An 18,662-nucleotide genomic window follows, 5' to 3' on the forward strand; every position below is an offset into this window, starting at 1 on the left:
CCACCGAGGCGCTATACGCTTGCCCTATGACTGAGCCCGAAGACGTTGGCGGGCGCGCGACGACGGTGGATGTGGCGCGCGCAGCAGGCGTCTCGCGTGCCACCGTCAGCCATATTCTCAACGGCCGAGTCGCCAAGTTTCCCGAAGAAACCCGCTTGAGGGTCCACGCAGCGGCGCGCGAGCTGGGCTACACGCCCTCGATTGCCGGCCGGGCACTGGTCAACGGCCGAACCGACACCGTGATCGTCGTCCTTCCGAACATCACCATCGGATTCCGGATGCAGGAAGCCCTGGACTACGTGGCCGATCATGTCAAGCAACTGGGAGCCAGCGTCCTGATTCGATTCGCCGGACGAGACTCGAAGTCAACCCTGGAGGCGATTCTGTACCTTCGCCCGTTGGCCGTTCTGGACTTCGGCGGTCTCACCGGAGAGGACCGGGAAGCGATGGAGCGGGCGGACGTGCTGGTGGTGCCGAGCACTCAAACCGCCCAGCACGGGAAAGGACCGTTGCTGGACCAGCGGATCGGCGAGGTTCAGGTGAGCGCATTGCTCGCGTCGGGACCACGCCAGATCGTCTATGTCGGCCTCGACGACGAGCGCGATCGAGCGCAGATCGATCTGAACCGGCAGGCTGGGGTGACTCTTGCGTGCCAGAAGCGCGGGCTGCCTGCTCCCTCGGGCGTGACGATCCAGCTGTCCGTTGACGAGGCGGCACAGACCTTACGCCCACTGTTCGGGACGCTTCCGGTCGGTGTCGCCTGCTACAACGATGACGTTGCCACTGCGGTCCTTGCCGCTTGCAGGAAAATGGGGCTCCGCGTTCCGGAAGATGTCTCCATCGTCGGGGTCGACCACACTCCGCTGGGTCAGCTGCTCGATCCTCCGCTGACAACTGTGGCCGTGGACGTGGCTCGCGAAGTTGAGCAAACCATCGGGGAGATGACCTCGCGCGTCACGGATGTTCCTTGGATTCCTCAGTCGGTTGAGGGCGCCGCCACCCTGGTTCCCGGCGGAACAACGTGAGCCGGCCAGCCGGCAGTGCCTGGGCGCCGCCGGCTGCCTAGCCGAGGACGGCCGTGCCCGGGGGCAGCTGGGAGCGAATCTCGTCGAGGGCGGCGAACACCGCCAGGGTCCGGGCCGCGTCGTGCAGCGGGTGCTCCGTTCTCTGCTCCAGGATGGCCTCGCTCGCGGCGCGGATCATGGGGACGAATCCGTGGCCTTCCACAGTCACCGATCGCGGCCGACTGTTCATCAAGGCCTGCGGAAACCCGCCGCTGCGCAGTTCGAGCCGGTCGGCGACCCAGAACGGCGCAGGAAGAGAGACCCATCCCGTGGTGCCGTTGATCGTCGCGCTCGGCTCTACGAAGTCGACCATCGACGCTGCGAGCTGGGCGTAGCGACCGTCCTTATATTCGAAGGTGATGTGCTCGGCCAGGTCGATCCCGTTCGCGGTGACGCGGCCGCGGGCACGGATGTGGTCAGGACGTCCGAGAACGGAGAGCGCCAGCGCCACCGGATAGATCCCCTGATCCAGCAGAGTGCTACCGCCCAGCGCCGCATTCCAGCGGCTCCCCGTACTACGGGGAAACGGTAAGCCAAAGCTCGCCTGGACACTCGTGACAGCGCCGATAGCGTCGCTGTCCAGCAACTGTTTGAGCAGCGCGGCCATGGGGCTGAAATCCGACCACATTGCTTGCATGGCGAGCAGGCCCCGACCGCGTGCGTAGCCGAGGATATCCCGCACCTGGGCGGAGCTGGTCGCCATCGGCTTTTCCACCATGACGTGCTTGCCGGCGGCGAGGGCTGTCATGGCCAGACTGTGATGCGTGCCGTGGGGTGTGGCGATGTAGACCGCATCAATCTCGGCGTCGTCCAGCAGCAGCCCGAGGTTGTCGTAGCGCCGCGGGATCGCAAAGCGATCGGCGAAAGTCTCGGCCGTGTCGAGGGCTCGGGAGCAAACCGCGGTCACGGTGGCGTTGCGGGCCAACGCGAAGTCGGGCGCGATCATCGCCGACACATCGCCTGTTCCGATGATCGCCCAACGAACCTGATTGGGCATGGACACGTCCTCCGGTTCCAGCAACGTTAGATCGGACGGCGTTGCAAGCGTCCTCGCAGGGAAGCGCTTGCAACGCCGGGTTTCAGCCCTTAGGACGCCGCCTGAGTCTGCTCGCGCTTCTTGCGAAGGAAGGCCTGGACCTGTGGTGTGTACTGCTCGATCCTGAAGAAGTACACGATGATGCCGACGACGACGATCAGCGCGATCGGGAGATAAATGTATGCGCCGAAGATCGCCTGGTTCGCGGCTGCGCTCTGGTGCACGACCTTGGCGTCGTACGCACCCCACGACAGCAGCCAGCCGACTGCGGCGGCGCCAAAACCGCCACCGACCTTCTGTCCGAAGATCGCGGCGCTGTAGATCAGGCCGTCGGAGCGCACACCATGCTTCCATTCGCTGTAGTCGACAACATCGGCCACGATCGCGAACAAGCCGGCGGTGAGGGGGATCTGGCCGACGCCGCGGATGAGCTGGGAGATGAGGATCAGCTCGAAGCTGTGCGGGCCGAACAACGGCAGGAGCGAGCCGATCAGCATGATTCCGAGGCCGATCAGGAAGATCGGGCGCTTGCCGTAGCGGCCCATGATCGCCGGCATGAAGGAGATGCCGATGAGACTCGGCAAGATGGTTGCGATGCTGAGGATGGAGAACAGCGAGGCGTCGCCGAGAATGTTGGTGGCGTAGTAGACGCCCGAGCCCTGTGCGAGGCCGCTGAGGAGATAGAAGGCGATGAAGAGGAGCCCCGCCAGGACGAAGTAGCGGTTGTGGAACAGGTTCTTCAGTCGCGTGCCGAGCGGCTGCTCGGGCTCGGCGTCCGCGGCGGTGGCGGCCGTGACGACGCGCTCCTTGGTGCCGAAGAAGACGATGAGCAGGGTCACCGCCGCGATGATGCCGTAGATGCTCGTCAGGCTGGTCCAAGCGTGCTGATCATTCCCCAGCGTCTGGATCAGAGGCAGCGTGATCGAGCTGACGATGAGGGTCGTCAGAAGAGCCATGAAGAAACGGAACGTCGTGAGAGTCACGCGCGTCTTCGGGCTCGGGGTCAGCACCGCCAGCAGCGCGCTGTAGGCGATGTTGGAGGCGGTGAAGAAAACGGCCATCAGGAGCGCGTACATGATGAACGCCCAGGCGATCTTGCCGGTCTCGGAGAAGCCGGAGGGCACCGAGAACAGCAGGACCAGGCTCAGGCCCATCGGAATCGCGGTCACCAGAATCCAGGGTCGGGTCTTGCCCCAGCGGGTCTTGGTCTTGTCGATGAACACGCCGACGAGGAGATCCGTGACGCCGTTGAGCAGCTGACCGACGAGCAGAATGGTTCCGGCCACAGCGGCGCCGATGCCTGCGATGTTGGTCAGGTAGAACAGCACGAATGTCGTCGCCGGGGCGTAGACGACGTTCGAGCCGATGTCTCCGACCGAGTAGGAAAGTTTCTCGCGAAGCGAAATCTTCGGGAAGTTCTCCTCGGCCTGGTCAGCCGGGCGAGAGGGGAGCGTAGGCACAGTCTCGGGAATTGCCGCCTGCTTGGCGTCTTGTGCGCTCATCGTTGAGAGCTCCGTCCTGGAGCGGAAGGCGCAGCCAGGTGGTACCGCGCGATACCTAAGTGTGCGATGGGCTGGTATCACGTGTCAACAGTATTGGTATCGCGTGATACCTTGAACGGTGTCGCTGCCCGGGACGGCCCGTCGAGAGGTTCGACGTACCCCAGCAAAGGATCTTGAAATGAAGCGCACCGCATTCGTGGATGGATGGCAATTCCGAGAGAAGGTGAACCCCTTCGCCGAGCTGGGCGGAAGCGTTTCCGCCTATCGCGATGTGGTCGTCCCACATGACGCGATGCTGACGCGTGAGCGCAGCCCGCAGGCGCCGCAGGCCCAGGCGTTCTTCCCCGATGGCGTGTATCAGTATCGCAAGACCTTCGAGCTGCCCGAGGGCGATCTGCCCGAACACGTCGTGCTGGAGTTCGAGGGCGTCTACCGGGATGCGATGGTCTACGTCAACGGTGCTTTGGCCGGCCAGCACCCCTATGGCTACTCCGGCTTTTACATCGACGCCAGCGCGCATGTGGTCCCCGGCACGAACCAAGTCTCCGTGGAGGTCCGCACCCACGACGACTCACGCTGGTACACCGGGGCCGGGATCTACCGCGACGTTTGGCTGTGGACGTCCGGGCACACCCACATCGCTCTGGACGGTCTTCGCGTAACGGCCAGCGAGATCGACGAGGAGGGTGCGCTTGTCGAGGTGGCGACCACGATCGAGCACCATGGCAGCCGCCTGCGCACCGTGCGGGCAACGGTCACCCTCACTTCGCCCGACGGCGAGACCGTCGCGCGCGGCACTACTCCTGTCAGTCTCTACCCGGGCTCCAGCGCCGTCGCGCGCCATCGCCTTTACGTCACCTCGCCCTCGCTGTGGAGCGCCGAGAGTCCGACCTTGTATCACGCCCGCGTGCAGCTGCTCGCCGACGAAGACACGCTGGACGAGGCGGCGACGAACTTCGGGATTCGCCGACTTCAACTCGACCCTCACCACGGCCTGCGAGTGAACGGCGCTAGCGTCAAACTGCGCGGCGCGAGCATCCACCACGACAACGGCATCCTCGGCGCCGCGACCTTCGCCGATGCCGAGTACCGGCGGGTACGCCTGCTGAAAGAGGCCGGCTTCAACGCGATCCGCTCGGCGCACAACCCGCTGAGCAAAGCGGCGCTGGACGCCTGCGACCGCTACGGCATGTACGTCATGGACGAAACGTTCGACGTGTGGACCTCCGGCAAGGGCGGCTACGACTACTCGCTGCACTTCGCAGAGTGGTGGGAGCGCGACGTGAGTGCACTCGTAGCCAAAGACTTCAACCACCCCAGCGTCATCCTCTACTCCATCGGCAACGAGATCCCCGAGGTCGGCTCCCCTGCGGGGGCGGCCACCGGCCGTGCCCTGGCAGAGAAGGTGCGCGAGCTGGACCCGACGCGCTATGTGACCAACGCGATCAACGGGATGCTCGCCGTGATGGATGACATCATCAAGATGGCGGCAGAGCGCAGTCAGAACGTCGATGAGGGCACCGGCATCAACACCCTCATGTCCGGCCCCGGCGAGTTCATGAACCAGATCGGCTCCTCACCATTGGTCACCGACCGCACTGAGGAATCCTTTGGCCTCCTGGACATCGCGGGCATGAACTACCTGGATGCCCGATACGAGTCCGATCACGAGCGGTTCCCCAACCGCTTGATCATCGGGACCGAGACCTTCCCGACTCGCATCGACCACAACTGGCGCATCATCAAGAACAACCCGCATGTCTTCGGGGACTTCACCTGGACCGGCTGGGACTACCTCGGCGAGGTCGGCCTCGGCCGGATGCAGTACGCCGGCGAAGACACCCCGCCGCAGCCCACCCACAGCGGGCCGTTCCCCTGGATCGCCGCCTGGTGCGGAGACCTCGACATCACCGGCAGTCGCCGACCGGCTTCCTTCTACCGCGAGATCGTCTTCGGCCTCCAGTCCGCCCCGTACATCGCCGTCCAGCGCCCGGAGCACCACGGGAAGACTCAGCTGGCGGGGCCGTGGACCTGGAGTGACAGCATCGGCAGCTGGACGTGGCACGGCTTCGAAGGCGCCCCCATCACGGTCGAGGTGTACAGCGATGCCGAGGAGGTCGAGCTGCTGCTCAACGGGCAGAGCCTGGGACGCGTTCCCGCCGGTGAAGCCAATCGATTCCGATCGGAGTTCGAGACGAGCTACACGCCGGGCCAGCTGGTGGCAGTCGCCTACCAGGGTGGCCAGGAAGTCGGCCGCAGCACGCTGCGATCGGCGGGAGAATTCACCGGACTCGCGCTCAAGGTCGACGAGCCCGCAATCAGTGCCGCAGGCGGTCTCGGATTCGTGACCATCGAACTCGTGGACGCCGACGGCCTGGCCGTAGCCTGCGCACGGGCGGCCGTCACAGTTGAGGTCGATGGCCCCGCAGAGCTCATCGCCCTAGGCAGCGCCAACCCCGTGTCGGATGAGAGCTTTCAGGACGAAAGGCACACCACGTTCGACGGAACGGCACTCGCCGTTGTGCGCACCACAGGAGAAGGCACCATCACCGTGACGGTCAGAACCGACGGCATGCCGGCGGCAAAGACCGAGCTCACAGCGCAGTAGCGCCGGGTCGGCAGGGGAACGCGACGCCGGCCCGCTCCCCTGCGGGTTCCAGCCCAGGTGGCAATGCCTCGCGCTCGCGAGTGCGCAGGCGTGCTCCTATGCAACGGAGGCAGGCCGCGTCGGGCTGGACGGTCAGCAACGGTGTCTCATGGGACGCTCTGGTACTCCAGCCGCACTTCGTCACCGGACGTCGAGGCGATGGGCCACGCTGGGCTCGCATTCCACCTGCACGTGCTCATCGGGATGGCGCTGTTCACCCTGTGGCCGTTCACCCGGCTGGTGCGCCCGGCCCGAGGGTGGGCACCGGTCCAGCCGGAAACCCGCGCTCCCCCGAAAGTGACTGCTCCGGAAACACCACACCTCGGCGATCTCGCCGAATACCGCTGGGCCGGCGGATTCGGCTCGGTCCACGGAATCGTGGTGCCGGAATCGTCGACGAGGTCGGTGACGGCGTGACCGGCGTCGCCGTCGGCGACCAGGTGTTCGGGCTGTCTCCGGTCACCGGGACCATGGCCGAGTACGCAGTGCTCAGCTCGTGGTCGCCGAAGCCGGACGCGTGGACGGTCGAACAGGCCGCGGCCGCGGGCGTGGTGGCGGAGACCGCGATCCGCGTGCTGGACCAGTTGGGCGTCGGAGCGGACAGCACGCTGCTGATCGACGGCGCCGCAGGCGGAGTCGGCGACGCCGTCGTCCAGATCGCGGTCGGCCGCGGGGCTACTGTGATCGGCACCGCCAGCGAGGCCAACCACGAATACCTGCGCTCACTCGGCGTCATCCCGACGACCTACGGCCCCGGTCTGGCGGACCGGGTGCGCGCACTCGCCCCCGCCGGCGTGGACGCCGTCTTCGACGTGGCCGGCGCCAACCTGCCGGATCTGGTAAAGATTGCGCCCAGTGCTGACGCCGTCGTCAGCATTGCCGACACCACGGCCCCGGAACACGGTGCTCGCTTCTCGATGTCGGGGACCCCCGACGAGATCACACCAACCCTGGTCAAGGCCGCCGCCCTGGGCGCCGCCGGGACGTACGTCCCGCACGTCGCGGCCACTTACCGCCTCGACCAGGTCGCCGAGGTCCACGCCCGGATCGAGGCCGGCCACGCCCGGGGCAAGATCGTCATCAAGATCTGAACAGGCCGCCCGCATCAGGCGGAAACAGCGGTAATCCCTTCAAAAATGGAAGAAATCATCGACTCGAAAGTGATCGCTCTGGTTGGCGGCGGCGGAGCGCTGGGCAAGACCATCGCCGAGGAGGTACTCACCCGGCCGGACACGCGGCTGCTGGTGCTGGTGCGGCCCGGCAGCCGCGACAAGGTCGCCGACCTGGAACGCCGCGGCACCCAGGTCGTGGAGGGAGAACTCTCCGCGGATGCCGGTGCGTCGCCGGCCGCGTTTCGCTTTCAGACAGTCTTGATCGTGCCGCCGTCGATGACGTAGTCGACGCCGGTGATGTTTCCGGCCACATCGGACAGCAGGAACGCGATCAGGGCCGCCACCTCCTCGGGTTCGGTCATGCGGCCGGTCGTGACGTTCTGGCCCGTCACCATCTGCTGACGGAAGTCGGCCAGGCTCATGCCCGACGCGGCGGCCCACTGAGCGACCGCGCCGTCGGGGTTCGAGTACACGGAGGTGTTGACCAGGCCGGGCGAAATGGTGTTCACGCGCACGCCCCGGGGACCGAATTCCTCGGACAGGGACTTGCCCAGCGTAGTGAGCGCCGCCTTGACCGAACTCATCGCAGGCGGGAAGCCTCCGGGCATCAGGGCCATGATCGACGAGATGTTGACGACCGCTCCCCGGCGCTCGATCAGGCTGGGCAGAGCGGCCCGCGTGGCACGGACCGTGCTGAGCACGTTCATGCCGAACGCACTGGCCCACTCGGCGTCAGTGACGTCGAGGAAGCCGACGGTGGCCCCGTCCCCGCCGCCGACGTTGTTCACCAGCAGGTCGATGCCGCCCAGCTCGGCGAGAGCGCTGTCGATGAGAGCGGAAACTCCGTTCGCGGTGCTCAGGTCCGCCGCCACCGCATGGGCGCCGGTTTCCTTCAGTTCCGGTGTGACGGTGCGGGCGGCACCGACGACGCGGACGCCTTCGGCGATCAGGGTCCGGACGGTCGCCAGCCCGATGCCCCGGCTGGCACCGGTGACGACGGCGGTCTTGTTGGTCAGGTTGAGGTTCACAGCAACTCCGGTTCTCGAGCGGTAGGTATTCGGATGGCGGATGGGGCGATTCAGTCGCGGATGGTCAGGCCGCCGTCGACCGCCCAGGCCTGCCCGTTGACCCACTCCGCGTCGTCGGACAGCAGGAAGGCGGCGGCAGCGGCCACATCGGCCGGCTTGCCCAGCCGCGGACTGCGCATCGTGGCGAGAATCCTGGCCTGCCACTCCTCGCCGATCTGCTCCTGCGCGATCTCGGTCATGGTCACGCCGACGCCGAGGGTGTTGGCGCGGATGCCCTGCTTGCCCCAGGCAGAAGCGACGTGCCTGGCCAGCGAGTTGATGGCGGCCTTGGACGCCCCGTAGGCCGGGCGCTCGGCCTCACCGATCCAGGCCGCGCCCGCCGAGGTGTTGAGGATGGCACCGCTGCCCTGCGCCAGGAGGTGCGGGATGACCTCACGGATGGCGATGGCGTAACCGAACAGGTTCACCTCGAAGGTGCGCCGCCACACGGCCACATCCATGTCCAGCAGGTTCTTGTCCCTGGCCAGGTGCTGGGCCGAGAGTTCGGCACCGACGTTGAACAGCCCGTCGATCCCGCCGAGTTCGGTGGCGGCCGTGTCGACGAGCGCCTTGATCGAGTCCTCGTCGGCCAGGTCGAACTTCACCGCGATCGCCCTGCCGCCGGCCTCGTTCAGACGCTTGGCCAGCACCTGCCCGGCATCGAGGTTTCTGCCACCGATGACGACCGAGGCACCCTCCTCCGAGAGCCGCACGGCCGTTGCCGCCCCGATCCCGGCGGTAGCCCCGGCGATGACGATCCGCTTGCCGCGCAGTCCACGCATGTCCTTCTCCGTTTCCCGAGTGGTTGAGCACCGCCTTGAGCGGCACGGGCCCACGTTAGCCGACGGATGTCGGTTTGCCAACTAGCGTCGGAAAACCGCCATCCGTTGTCCAACCGAGGCGATCGAGGTAGGCTCAGCGGGATGACCGCCACGAACAACAGCAGCGCCCCGCCGGGCGATCGACGCGTACGGCGCACCCGGACGGCCCTGCAGCGCGCCCTGATCGACCTCGTCGAGGAGCGGGACCTGGCGCAGATCAGCGTCGCCGACGTCGTCGATCGGGCCGAGGTCAACCGCTCGACGTTCTACGACCACTACCGGGACGTGCACGAACTGGCCGAGGCCGCCAGCACGTCGATGATCGACGACCTGATCGGGGTCGTCATCGCCCTCGACCCCGCCCACGCGAACCCGTCCGATTCCCCGGAGGACCCCGACCCGCCACTGACGGCCTTCTTCGCACACTTCGCCGAGCACGCCGGTCTCTACCGCAGTCTGCTGGGACCGACGGGAAGCGCCCGCGTCATCGAACACGTGCGCCTGCGCACCGCGGCGGCCGCCCACACCTCCCGGCATCTCGCCGCGACTGAGTCCACATCGGACACGGCTGACCCGGCGGACATGCCGCACGACGTGCCCGCGGCGTTCGTCGCCGGCGCACTGATAGGGGTGGCCACCGACTGGTTGCAGCGAGGATGTCCGCGAACGCCCGTCGAGATGACCAGGTTGACCAAACCGCTCCTGATCGCGGTCTCGGCCGGCGGTGAAGTTCCCGGCTCCGGGTACCGGACCTAGCTTTCACGCCGGGTCACAAGTAGTGAACCAATGGTCTCTTATCGTCGATCACTGACGCATGATCAGCCGGCGCGGCGGGCCAGGGTGCCGGTAATGAGCCGGGCCAGGGTGGTCTCCAGGTCGGCGGCGAAGTCGAGGTGCAGACCGGCCAGCGCGGGGTCGGCTTCGCCCACGGCAAGCGCACTGGCCGAAGGGTGCGCGTACGTCCACAGTGCACCGGTGACGACCAGGGTCATCGCACACACACTGCGGGAATCCTCACCGAGTTCGGGGAGGTAACGGCGAACGGCCTCGGCGAACATGCCGATGCTGGTGTGCGTGGATCTTTTGAAGCGCAGCAGGCCTTCGGCGGACACATTGTGCTCCAGCACGCCGGGCTGGGCGGCGATCAGGTCGCACAGCCTGGAGTTCCGCAGCATCGAGCGGCTGACCAGGGCGGCCAGGCGGTCGCCACGCTCGCGGGCGCGGCCGCCATCGCCGTCCGACAGTTGCACGGAGATCTCCGCCACCCAGCGGTGCAGCTGGACGTCGAGCAGGTCGAGCAGGACCGCCTCGCGCGACTCGAAGTAGCGCCGCATGGCCGACTTGGCCAGCCCGACCCGGCGGCTCAGCTCGTTGAGCGTGATCTCGCCGACCGGCATGTCCTCCAGCATCGCCGACGCCGTGTCCAGGATGGCCCGGCGCCGGATCTCGCGGTGCTCCTCGCTGCGTGCGCGCTGGAAGGTCATGGACCGATATTAGTATCCCACCGGTTGACTACTAATATACCGTCGGTACAGTATCTTCCGGAATGCGGCCGCCAGCCAGCGAACGAAAGAGGTCTGTTTCTGATGCGTTTGGGTATCCAGGCTCGGTTGTCCGGCCAGACCGGCAACGTGATCGACGACTTGCTGGAGCACGCCCGCGTGACCGAGCGGCACGGGCTGGACCTGTGGATCGGCCAGGGGCTGGACGTCGATTCCGTGACCGCGCTGACGATCGCCGCCCGGGAGGCGCCCGCACTGTCCGTGGGCGTCTCTGTCGTGCCCGCCTACAGCCGCCATCCCGTGAACACCGCGGTGCAGGCACTCACCGCGCAGGCCGCCACCGGCGGGCGGTTCACCCTCGGGGTCGGCGTTTCACACCAGATCATGGTCGAAGGCGTCTACGGGATCTCCTACACCAAGCAGCTCCGGCAGATGCGGGAGTATCTGGAGATCCTGATGCCGCTCCTGCACGGACACCAGATCGACTACACGGGCGAGGTGTTCTCCGCACACACCACCCGCTCGCCGGTCGCCGTCCCGGGCGCCACGCCACCAAGGGTCCTGGTGGCCGCGATGGGCACTCGGATGCTGGAGCTGACCGGACAGCTGGCGGACGGCACGACACTGTGGATGGTCGGCCCGAAAACACTGGCCGACCACGTCGTGCCCACCATCACCAAGGCCGCCGACGCCGCCGACCGGCCGACCCCGGAGGTCATGGCCGGTCTGACGGTGTGTGTCACGTCCGATCCCGACACCGCACGCGCGGTCGCGGGCCGTGAGTTCGCGATCTACAAATCGCTGCCCGCCTATCAGGCGATGTTCGAGCGGGAAGGGGCCGGCGGCGCGGAGGATCTGACGGTGGTCGGCGACGAGGAACAGGTCGCCGAGCAGATCCGCCGGCTGGAAGACCTGGGCGCCACATCCGCCATGTTCGCCGTCTACGGAACCGACGAGGAACAGCACCGGACGCTGGCCCTCCTCTCCGAACTCGCCCGATCCAACTGAGGACCAGCCAACACGCCGGCGATGTCAGCGGCCACCTTCCTTCCCGGGCCGTCGCTGGATCTCCGCTTCGAGTACACGGCGGGCGAGCTGCCAGTCCGACTCGAACTCGGGTACGAACCGCACACGGATCGCCGTGCCCGGGTCGCCGGCGCGGATCTCGCATGTGCCGTCGCGCTCGCGGGCTCTCCTGTCGATCAGGCCGAGACCGAAGCCGTCGTCGCCAACCGTTCGTGGATCGAAGCCGGTGCCGTCGTCGACGACCTCGATCAGCAGCAGTTCGTCGACCGCTGCGACGATGCGGACCGACACGGTGGTCGCGTGCGCGTGTTTGGCCGCGTTGCGCAGGCACTCCCGGACAATCCTGGCGACGTCCTCGGCGCATTCCTCGCTGAGCGTGTTCCAGAACTCGTCGAACTCGAGTTCGATACGCAGGCCGTTCGCCTCACCGAACCTTCGTGCGATCGCCGCGAGCCGGGCCGAGAGCCGGTCTCCCTCGGTCGGCGTTGCCGGTTCTCCCACCAGCAGACGGATGTCCGCCGACGCGTCGGCGACGAGCGTGCGCAGTTCGGTGAGCCGCGCGTGCAGTGCCGGCTGTCCGGCGGCGTCGGCCTGCGCCCTGGCCGTGAGCATGGACAGGCCGAACAGCCGCTGCGAGACGGTGTCGTGGAGTTCCTCCTTCAGGCGCAGGCGTTCGTGGTCGGTGCCGACGTGCCGGGCACCGCGGATCGCCGCGGAGTACCGCAGCGCCAGCGCGGCCTCGAAGGCGATCTCCCACCAGCGGGCGAACGTGTCCGGTCCCAACCGGGCGTCGCGGGCGAGCAGTCCCGTGATGACGCCGATCGGTCCGCCTTCCCAAGGCAGGGGTATCGCGGCGAGATCGGTCAGGTCCGCGGCGAAGGGACGCATCGGAGCGAGCCCCGGGTCGGTCATGACCCGGCCACGCCAGTCGCGTTCGACGAGGATTCTGTTCTCGAGGTAGGCGCGCCACAGCGTCATCGATCCGCCGGTGACCCGGGTCTTTTCCAGAGCCGCGAGCACATCGGGTCGTACCCAGTTGCCGCCGATGAAGGTCGGTGCCTGGGTGTGCTGGTCGATGAGCACCACCGTCGGCCCCTGGATTCCGGTAAGGCTCGCGATGTCGCGGGTCATCTCCTTGACGACCGCGTCCAGGTTTCCGTTCCGGGCGAGTTCGAGAAACCGGATGGCGAGAGCGCGGCGGTGGTCGTCGCCCGGTCCCGGCGACGACTCGAGCACCAGGCCGTCTGCCGGAGTCGGGTCCACGACTGACCAGTATGCACCGTCCAGAGAGGACCTTCCAGATGTGCGCGTGCCCACCTATGATGTTCGTGACCAGGAGGAACGCCCATGCCGGTGCGCGTGTACGTGATCGACGACCACGAGATCGTGCGGCGCGGCCTGCTGTCTGTGCTCGAAATCGTTCCCGGCATCGAAGTCGTGGGAGACGCGCCGAACGGGCGCGTCGCGCTCGACGAGTTCCTGCCATCGCCGCGACCGCCGGCGGACGTCGTGCTGATGGATCTCGTCATGCCGGTGTGCGACGGGATCAGCGCCTCGCGTGAGCTGCGCAAGCGGTTCCCTGACCTCCGGATCCTGGTCCTGAGCAGTTTCGGCGACCTGCGCTACGTTCGCCCGGCGCTCGAACTCGGGGTCTCGGGGTATCTGCTCAAGGATGCCCCTCCGGAGACCGTCGTCGAGGCCGTGCGGGCGGTGTTCGACGGCCGGCTGTATCTCGACCAGCGCGTGTCCGCCGCCCTGTCGGCGGCGGAGAAGTCCACGCCCGTCGACGGCCTCACCCGGCGGGAGCGGGAGGTCCTGCGGCTCGTCGCCCGCGGTCTGTCCAGTCAGGACATCGCGGACGTGCTCGTCCTCAGTGAACGGACGACCCGGACGCACATCAGCCACCTGCTCACGAAGTTCGGCATGCGGTCCCGGATCCAGCTCGCGCTGTGGGCCCACACCAACGGTTTCGACGCGGACGCACCGACGGGGTAGCTCAGGTCGGGTGGCCGGCTACCAGATCGGCGACGACTCGCGGGCGAGTGACGAACGGGCTGTGGTCGGTCGGCCATTCGACGACGGTTTCGGCGCGTGCCGCCATCCTGCGTTGCGAGCCGGCCGGGATGGCCTGGTCGTTGGTGCAGACCACATAGGTCGTCGGGATCGATCGCCAGGCCGGAGTGACCACCGGAGGCACCGCCACGCCGATCGTCATCGGGCGCAGGCGGCCGGCCAGCTCCGCGGCCGTGCCGGGAGCAGCGTCGCCGTAGAACAACCCGGCGGCCGCCGCCGGGTCGACGCTGACCTCGCCGTCACGGAAGACGAGGGACTCCGTGAGCTTCCCGCTCATCAGCGCGGACACGTCCTCGTCCGGCTCGGTGAGGTAGGCGGCGAGGTACACGAGCCGGGACACAGTGGACAGTCCGGCGGCCGCGTACGAGACCACCAAGCCGCCATACGAGTGCGCCACGACCACGCTCGCCGGGCCGGCGGCCTGGATCGCGGCTCTCGCAGCCGCCACGTCGGCGGCGAGGCCGGCCAGCGGCAGCTCGACGGCTGTCGCCGCCACGCCGCGCTGTCGCAACTCGGCGACGACGCCGTCCCAGCACCACGCCCCGTGCCAGGCGCCGTGCACCAGCACGATCCCGCCCATCAGAACAGCGCAATCGGGTTTGTGGCGCTGGAGGTGACCCCCATCATGCGCCAGGGCAGCATCGCGAAGAAGAACTCCCACCGCTGCTCGGCCGCGCACGTGGCGGCCAGCTCCGTGAGCTCCATGACGTCGATGAGCCACAGCCCGAGCGCGACCAGCCCGACGAGATGGATCGGCCGGAACAGCTCGAACGTCTCGAAGCCCGACGGCTGGACGTCGTGGATGCAGTCGCCACCCAGCGCGGCCACGTCCCGCTCCCGCAGGAAAGGCAGGCAGGCCGCGTGCAGGCCCGGCTGGCGATGCTCGGGATCGACGCCCTCGCTCAGGGTCCGTGCCACGTGTCCGGTGTGGACCAGCAACACGTCACCAGAACCGACGGTGACGCCCTGGCGTTCCTCGGCGGCCGCCAGGTCCTCCGGGAGGATCGGCGTGCCCGGTGCCAGCCACGGCACGCCCTTCAGCGCGGCGATGTCGAGCAGGACGCCGCGGGTCACGATGCCGTCGCCGGCGTCGTGGATGGACAGCTTGGTCGAACCACGGATCGAGTTGACGTGCTCGTCGACGCTGAAACCGTTGTAGTTCTGGCCTTCCCAGTTGTAGTGGGCGAGCCCGTCCAGGTGTGTGTTGGACCCGTGCGCCGAGATGAAGACGGACTCGGTCACGGCGTCGAAGCGGCTCGCGCCCTTACCGATGTGGCTCGAGACCTCGCCGATGCCCATGAACCGCATCGCCTGACCGAGTCCCGCGCCGAGCGGGTCCTGGGGTCCGTTCGGGTCGATGTTCCTGGACAGCGAAACGATTTCGCCGGTCCGGATGAGTGCCGCGGCAGCGCGTCGCTTCTCCGCGGTGATGAGGTTCAGCGTGCCGAGCCGGTCGTCGTCCCCCCAGCGGCCCCAGTTCGACAGGGACTTGAAGTACCCGATGACGTCGTCCGTGGAAGGGAGGCTCATGCCGAAGCCTCCTCGCGCGCGGCGGCGAGAGCGGACTCGAACGCCGTGAAGAGCAGGCCGCGGTCGGCGGTCACGTTGAACAGGCGCACGCCCTCGGCCATCAGTGCTCCCACGGCGCCGTCCAAGCCGGGCAGGGCGAGGTACTGGATGCCCGCGTTCAGCGCCGCCTTGCGGACCCGGACGTTCATCTCGCGGACGCGAGCGTCGGAGACGTCCCCGTCCAGCCCCAGCTCCGTGGCCAGGTCGTACGGGCCGAAGATCAGCCCGTCGAGGCCCGAGCCGGCCGCGATCTCCTCGACGTTCGCCACGCCGTCGGCGTCTTCGATGAGACCGATCACGATCGCGTCGTCGCGTATCTGCCGCAACGTGGCCGGCCAGTCCATCGTGAGGTGGCCGACCGCCCGCACGGCAGGGCATGCGCCACGCACGCCCTCCGGCGCGTACCTCGCCGCGGCCACGACCGCCTGTGCCACCTCGACGTCACGGACGTGCGGGGCGATGATGCCCGCCGCGCCCATGTCGAGCACCTTCTGGATGAACGACGCGTTGTGGTCGGGGACGCGCACGATCGCGTCGATGCCCGCCGCGTCCGCCGCCCGGACGAGCTGGTTCACCTCACCGACACCCATACTGCCGTGCTCCGCGTCGATCCACGCGAAGTCCAACCCCGCGTACCCGACGATCTCCACGATGTCCGGACTGGGCAGCTGGACGCAGGCGCCGAAAGCGGGGGCGCCGGCCGCCAGCTTCGTTTTGATCCTTCGTGGTGCGACACGCACGAAATTCCTCCTTTGTAGACTTTCAGTCCTGTGCCAGTGCGGGCAAGGGCGCCGCTCCGGGGATCACTCCGGTCGCGGCGGGCCTGCCACGCATCAGTAGGACGAGAAGCAGGGCGACGAGCGTGCCCACGGCACCGACGGCCATCGTGAGCCCGTACGCGCCGACCGTAGGCAGCGCCGTGCCCGGCACCACCGCACTCGAGAGCGTCAGCGAGAACACCGACACGCTGATGGCCTGGAACAGGCTCCGGACGACGACCGAGAAACCCATGCCCTCGCCCATGTTCTCCGGCGGGACGACCTCGGCCATCATGGTGGGGATCGAGGTCACCGCGAACATCGTGCCCACCGAACCCAGCACCATCACCAGGATCATGAGGACGAGGCTGTCCCGGAAGAGGAAGTAGCTCGGCATGGTGACGGCGAGGCCCACGATGCCGATGAGCATCGAGCGTTTCGCACCGACCCGGCCGGCGACCATGCCGGACACCGGCGCGAACAGGAAACCGAACCCGGCGATCGCGAGCCCGATCATGCCGAACACCGACGGCGTCAGACCGAGCCCGATCGGCATGCTGGTCGGCGACTGGAACAGAATCGGCTGCACCAGTTGAATGCCGCCGAACGCACCGAACGAGACGAACGCGACGATGCACATCGTCAGCGCGTACCTCGGTTTGGCCAGCAGGCGCAAGTTCAGCAACGGCTTCGGCACCCGCAGTTCCCACCACACCCAGAACACCCCGACGACGACCCCGATGGCGATACCACCGAGCACCACCGGATCACCCCACCCCGAAGTCTGCGACTCCGTCACGGAGTAGAGGATCGCGGCCAGTGCCGGCACGAACAGGGCACCGCCGACGATGTCGATCTTGTCGCCCCTGACGTAGGTCCTGGGAGACGGCGCCAGCAGGATCTGGCACAGCAGCGCCGCGAGCCCGGCGAGGACCGCGGCCGCAATGAAGATCGAGTGCCAGTTGGCGTACTGGATCAGCAGCCCCGAGAAGAAGAACCCGAGCGCGCCGGCGATGGTGACCGTGCCGGCGACGACGGCCATGGTCACCTGCACCCGTTTCGGTTCCACCGCCTCGCGGGCGATGCCCATGATGCAGGGGAGTATCGCGCCGGTGACGCCCTGTATCGCGCGTCCCGCGATGATCGCACCGAAGGTGCCGAACGCCACGCTGACGACCGAGCCGAGAATGGACAGCAGCAGGACGACGATCAGAACCTTCTTGCGTCCGAAGAGATCACCGAGCTTGCCGCCGACCGCGGCGGACGCCGCGATCACGAGCATGAACCCGGTGAACGCCCACCCGATGTCTGTCGTTTGTAGACGGAACTCGGCCATGAGGTCCGGCACCGCCGCGGACAGCATTGAGAGTTCGAAAGCGCTGGTGGCCTCGGCGGCGATCAGTGCGATGAGCACGAGCACGTACGGCCGCCGTGGCAATCCTCTGGGGGTGACAGACTCCATTATCCGTCCCTTTCCCTTGTTTTTGGGACAACGAACCCCCGAAAACAACGCCCCCGTCCTTCTCCGCGGCACTCAGCCGGAGAATGCCTCCGCCCGATCGAACCCGCGCCTTATCCGCTCCTCGCGTTCGGCGACCCAGCCGCGCATCTCCGGATGCGTGAAGATGTACAGCTCGTCGGACAGCACCCCGTCCACCACCCGCCGGCCGACCTCGTCCGGGAGCATGCTGGCCGTCGCCGACTGTCCACTCTGGTCGTCAGGTGGCACGTCGGTGTCGGGCAGCCCTTTGATCGCACGGGACGTGCGCCAGAGCCGGCTTCGCACCCCGCCCGGGCACAGTACGCTGACGCCGATCCCGTCGTCGGCCAGCTCCGCATGCAGCGCCTCGGAAAGCGCGATGACAGCGGCCTTCGTCGCCGAGTACGGCGAGAGTGCCGGAAGCCCCATCAGGCCGCCCATGGACGAGGTGCTGACGATGTGCCCGCCGCCCGCGGCACGCAGGTCGGGCAGGAAGTTGTGCACTCCGTTGTAGACACCGGTCAGATTGATCTCGACGACACGGTCCCACACCCGCGGGCTCACCTCGTCGAACCGCATGCCGTTCGTGCTGACACCGGCGTTGTTCACCAGCACCTGCACGAGGCCGAGCTTCGCGTGCACACTCTCGACGGCGGCCGCCCAGCTGTCCCGGTCGGTCACGTCGAGCGGCACGGCGACGACCTCGGCGCCGGACTCCGCCAGTTCGGCCGCCGACTCCGCCAGGACGGCCTCGTCGATGTCGGCCACCGCCACCCTGCCACCGACCTCGGCGAACGCCCGCGCGATCCCCAGGCCGATCCCACCGGCGGCTCCGGTGATGAAGGCGACCTTGCCGGTCAGCTCTGTCACGCTCGGTCCCTTCGTCGAACCATCGGCCTTGGCACGTAATCCAGTCTGAGGACGCGAAGACGCCGGCAACAGAGACACCCGTCTCGATTCTCGGACCGTCGACGACGAAGGACGACGACGGGAGCAGCCGACCTG

19 protein-coding genes are annotated in these 18,662 nt (G+C 67.5%); 8 read left to right on the top strand and 11 right to left on the bottom strand.

The genetic code is table 11. The annotated features are described in order from the left end of the window. The first annotated feature begins 26 nt into the window (after positions 1 to 26). Positions 27 to 1,025 carry a LacI family DNA-binding transcriptional regulator gene (locus JOF56_RS46010; protein ID WP_209645818.1) on the top strand — a complete coding sequence of 333 codons (999 nt, stop codon included), beginning with the start codon at positions 27 to 29 and terminating at the stop codon, positions 1,023 to 1,025. 37 nt (positions 1,026 to 1,062) lie between these two features. On the opposite strand, the gene JOF56_RS46015 is transcribed toward JOF56_RS46010, so the two are convergent. Continuing rightward, positions 1,063 to 2,061, bottom strand: coding sequence for a Gfo/Idh/MocA family protein (locus JOF56_RS46015; protein WP_209645819.1), 999 nt, complete (start codon positions 2,059 to 2,061; stop codon positions 1,063 to 1,065). 89 nt (positions 2,062 to 2,150) lie between these two features. Continuing rightward, entirely contained in the window at positions 2,151 to 3,602 is a 1,452-nt protein-coding gene (locus JOF56_RS46020; protein WP_209645820.1) for an MFS transporter, read from the bottom strand. A gap of 178 nt (positions 3,603 to 3,780) precedes the next feature. Here JOF56_RS46020 and JOF56_RS46025 point away from each other — a divergent pair, with 178 nt between their 5' ends. The 4 genes from JOF56_RS46025 (at position 3,781) to JOF56_RS46040 (ending at position 7,646) form a co-directional block, all read left to right on the top strand. After that, complete coding sequence (locus JOF56_RS46025; RefSeq protein ID WP_209645821.1) at positions 3,781 to 6,210, top strand: glycoside hydrolase family 2 TIM barrel-domain containing protein; 2,430 nt, start codon at positions 3,781 to 3,783, stop codon at positions 6,208 to 6,210. 141 nt (positions 6,211 to 6,351) lie between these two features. Next, the gene (locus JOF56_RS46030) at positions 6,352 to 6,666 is read left to right on the top strand and encodes a respiratory nitrate reductase subunit gamma (protein ID WP_307855565.1); all 315 of its coding nucleotides are present in this window, start codon (positions 6,352 to 6,354) and stop codon (positions 6,664 to 6,666) included. Beyond that, a complete protein-coding gene (locus tag JOF56_RS46035) occupies positions 6,663 to 7,340 on the top strand; it encodes a zinc-binding dehydrogenase (protein WP_209645823.1) in 678 nt (225 codons plus the stop codon). The genes JOF56_RS46030 and JOF56_RS46035 overlap by 4 nt, the downstream gene beginning before the upstream one ends. 69 nt (positions 7,341 to 7,409) lie before the next feature. Further along, positions 7,410 to 7,646: an NmrA family NAD(P)-binding protein gene (locus JOF56_RS46040; protein WP_209645824.1), complete on the top strand. Its 237-nt coding sequence runs from the start codon at positions 7,410 to 7,412 to the stop codon at positions 7,644 to 7,646. Here the strand turns inward: JOF56_RS46040 and JOF56_RS46045 are convergent. Together JOF56_RS46045 and JOF56_RS46050 are read right to left on the bottom strand one after the other, a co-directional pair. Then, the gene (locus JOF56_RS46045; protein WP_209645825.1) at positions 7,610 to 8,389 is read right to left on the bottom strand and encodes an oxidoreductase; all 780 of its coding nucleotides are present in this window, start codon (positions 8,387 to 8,389) and stop codon (positions 7,610 to 7,612) included. The genes JOF56_RS46040 and JOF56_RS46045 overlap by 37 nt on opposite strands. A 50-nt stretch (positions 8,390 to 8,439) precedes the next feature. Next, positions 8,440 to 9,210: an SDR family NAD(P)-dependent oxidoreductase gene (locus tag JOF56_RS46050; RefSeq protein WP_209645826.1), complete on the bottom strand. Its 771-nt coding sequence runs from the start codon at positions 9,208 to 9,210 to the stop codon at positions 8,440 to 8,442. A 141-nt stretch (positions 9,211 to 9,351) separates the two neighbouring features. On the opposite strand from JOF56_RS46050, the gene JOF56_RS46055 reads away from it, so the two are divergent. Next, positions 9,352 to 10,005 (top strand): TetR/AcrR family transcriptional regulator, encoded by a 654-nt coding sequence (locus JOF56_RS46055; protein ID WP_209645827.1) that lies wholly within the window; start codon positions 9,352 to 9,354, stop codon positions 10,003 to 10,005. A gap of 62 nt (positions 10,006 to 10,067) precedes the next feature. Here the strand turns inward: JOF56_RS46055 and JOF56_RS46060 are convergent, their stop codons facing one another. Further along, the gene (locus JOF56_RS46060) at positions 10,068 to 10,733 is read right to left on the bottom strand and encodes a TetR/AcrR family transcriptional regulator (protein WP_209645828.1); all 666 of its coding nucleotides are present in this window, start codon (positions 10,731 to 10,733) and stop codon (positions 10,068 to 10,070) included. Positions 10,734 to 10,835: 102 nt separating this feature from the next. Here JOF56_RS46060 and JOF56_RS46065 point away from each other — a divergent pair, with 102 nt between their 5' ends. After that, positions 10,836 to 11,759, top strand: a complete 924-nt coding sequence (locus JOF56_RS46065; RefSeq protein ID WP_209645829.1) for a TIGR03564 family F420-dependent LLM class oxidoreductase — start codon at positions 10,836 to 10,838, stop codon at positions 11,757 to 11,759. A 24-nt stretch (positions 11,760 to 11,783) separates the two neighbouring features. On the opposite strand, the gene JOF56_RS46070 is transcribed toward JOF56_RS46065, so the two are convergent. Next, the gene (locus JOF56_RS46070) at positions 11,784 to 13,040 is read right to left on the bottom strand and encodes a sensor histidine kinase (protein WP_209645830.1); all 1,257 of its coding nucleotides are present in this window, start codon (positions 13,038 to 13,040) and stop codon (positions 11,784 to 11,786) included. Positions 13,041 to 13,124: 84 nt separating this feature from the next. On the opposite strand from JOF56_RS46070, the gene JOF56_RS46075 reads away from it, so the two are divergent. Continuing rightward, positions 13,125 to 13,772 (top strand): response regulator transcription factor, encoded by a 648-nt coding sequence (locus JOF56_RS46075; protein WP_209645831.1) that lies wholly within the window; start codon positions 13,125 to 13,127, stop codon positions 13,770 to 13,772. Between the two features lies 1 nt (position 13,773). Here JOF56_RS46075 and JOF56_RS46080 read toward each other — a convergent pair whose 3' ends face one another. The 5 genes from JOF56_RS46080 to JOF56_RS46100 all read right to left on the bottom strand — a co-directional run bounded on the left by JOF56_RS46080 (position 13,774) and on the right by JOF56_RS46100 (position 18,527). Beyond that, positions 13,774 to 14,430 carry an alpha/beta hydrolase gene (locus JOF56_RS46080; protein WP_209645832.1) on the bottom strand — a complete coding sequence of 219 codons (657 nt, stop codon included), beginning with the start codon at positions 14,428 to 14,430 and terminating at the stop codon, positions 13,774 to 13,776. Continuing rightward, entirely contained in the window at positions 14,430 to 15,380 is a 951-nt protein-coding gene (locus tag JOF56_RS46085) for a cyclase family protein (RefSeq protein ID WP_209645833.1), read from the bottom strand. The genes JOF56_RS46080 and JOF56_RS46085 overlap by 1 nt, the downstream gene beginning before the upstream one ends. Continuing rightward, positions 15,377 to 16,159 (bottom strand): HpcH/HpaI aldolase family protein, encoded by a 783-nt coding sequence (locus JOF56_RS46090; protein WP_209645834.1) that lies wholly within the window; start codon positions 16,157 to 16,159, stop codon positions 15,377 to 15,379. Before JOF56_RS46090 ends, JOF56_RS46085 begins: the two co-directional genes overlap by 4 nt. A 22-nt stretch (positions 16,160 to 16,181) precedes the next feature. Continuing rightward, the gene (locus tag JOF56_RS46095; protein ID WP_209645835.1) at positions 16,182 to 17,639 is read right to left on the bottom strand and encodes an MFS transporter; all 1,458 of its coding nucleotides are present in this window, start codon (positions 17,637 to 17,639) and stop codon (positions 16,182 to 16,184) included. Positions 17,640 to 17,711: 72 nt separating this feature from the next. After that, positions 17,712 to 18,527, bottom strand: a complete 816-nt coding sequence (locus JOF56_RS46100) for an SDR family NAD(P)-dependent oxidoreductase (protein ID WP_209645836.1) — start codon at positions 18,525 to 18,527, stop codon at positions 17,712 to 17,714. Positions 18,528 to 18,662 lie beyond the last annotated feature (135 nt).

It is taken from the genome of Kibdelosporangium banguiense, assembly GCF_017876405.1.
In the GTDB taxonomy this organism is placed as follows: domain Bacteria; phylum Actinomycetota; class Actinomycetes; order Mycobacteriales; family Pseudonocardiaceae; genus Kibdelosporangium; species Kibdelosporangium banguiense.

Bases quoted from the DNA above. Each gene is read 5' to 3' on its own strand.
- JOF56_RS46010 (WP_209645818.1), top strand. From the start codon at position 27: ATGACTGAGCCCGAAGACGTTGGCGGGCGCGCGACGACGGTGGATGTG.
- JOF56_RS46015 (WP_209645819.1), bottom strand. From the start codon at position 2,061: ATGCCCAATCAGGTTCGTTGGGCGATCATCGGAACAGGCGATGTGTCG.
- JOF56_RS46020 (WP_209645820.1), bottom strand. From the start codon at position 3,602: ATGAGCGCACAAGACGCCAAGCAGGCGGCAATTCCCGAGACTGTGCCT.
- JOF56_RS46025 (WP_209645821.1), top strand. From the start codon at position 3,781: ATGAAGCGCACCGCATTCGTGGATGGATGGCAATTCCGAGAGAAGGTG.
- JOF56_RS46050 (WP_209645826.1), bottom strand. From the start codon at position 9,210: ATGCGTGGACTGCGCGGCAAGCGGATCGTCATCGCCGGGGCTACCGCC.
- JOF56_RS46055 (WP_209645827.1), top strand. From the start codon at position 9,352: ATGACCGCCACGAACAACAGCAGCGCCCCGCCGGGCGATCGACGCGTA.
- JOF56_RS46060 (WP_209645828.1), bottom strand. From the start codon at position 10,733: ATGACCTTCCAGCGCGCACGCAGCGAGGAGCACCGCGAGATCCGGCGC.
- JOF56_RS46065 (WP_209645829.1), top strand. From the start codon at position 10,836: ATGCGTTTGGGTATCCAGGCTCGGTTGTCCGGCCAGACCGGCAACGTG.
- JOF56_RS46075 (WP_209645831.1), top strand. From the start codon at position 13,125: ATGCCGGTGCGCGTGTACGTGATCGACGACCACGAGATCGTGCGGCGC.
- JOF56_RS46080 (WP_209645832.1), bottom strand. From the start codon at position 14,430: ATGGGCGGGATCGTGCTGGTGCACGGCGCCTGGCACGGGGCGTGGTGC.
- JOF56_RS46085 (WP_209645833.1), bottom strand. From the start codon at position 15,380: ATGAGCCTCCCTTCCACGGACGACGTCATCGGGTACTTCAAGTCCCTG.
- JOF56_RS46095 (WP_209645835.1), bottom strand. From the start codon at position 17,639: ATGGAGTCTGTCACCCCCAGAGGATTGCCACGGCGGCCGTACGTGCTC.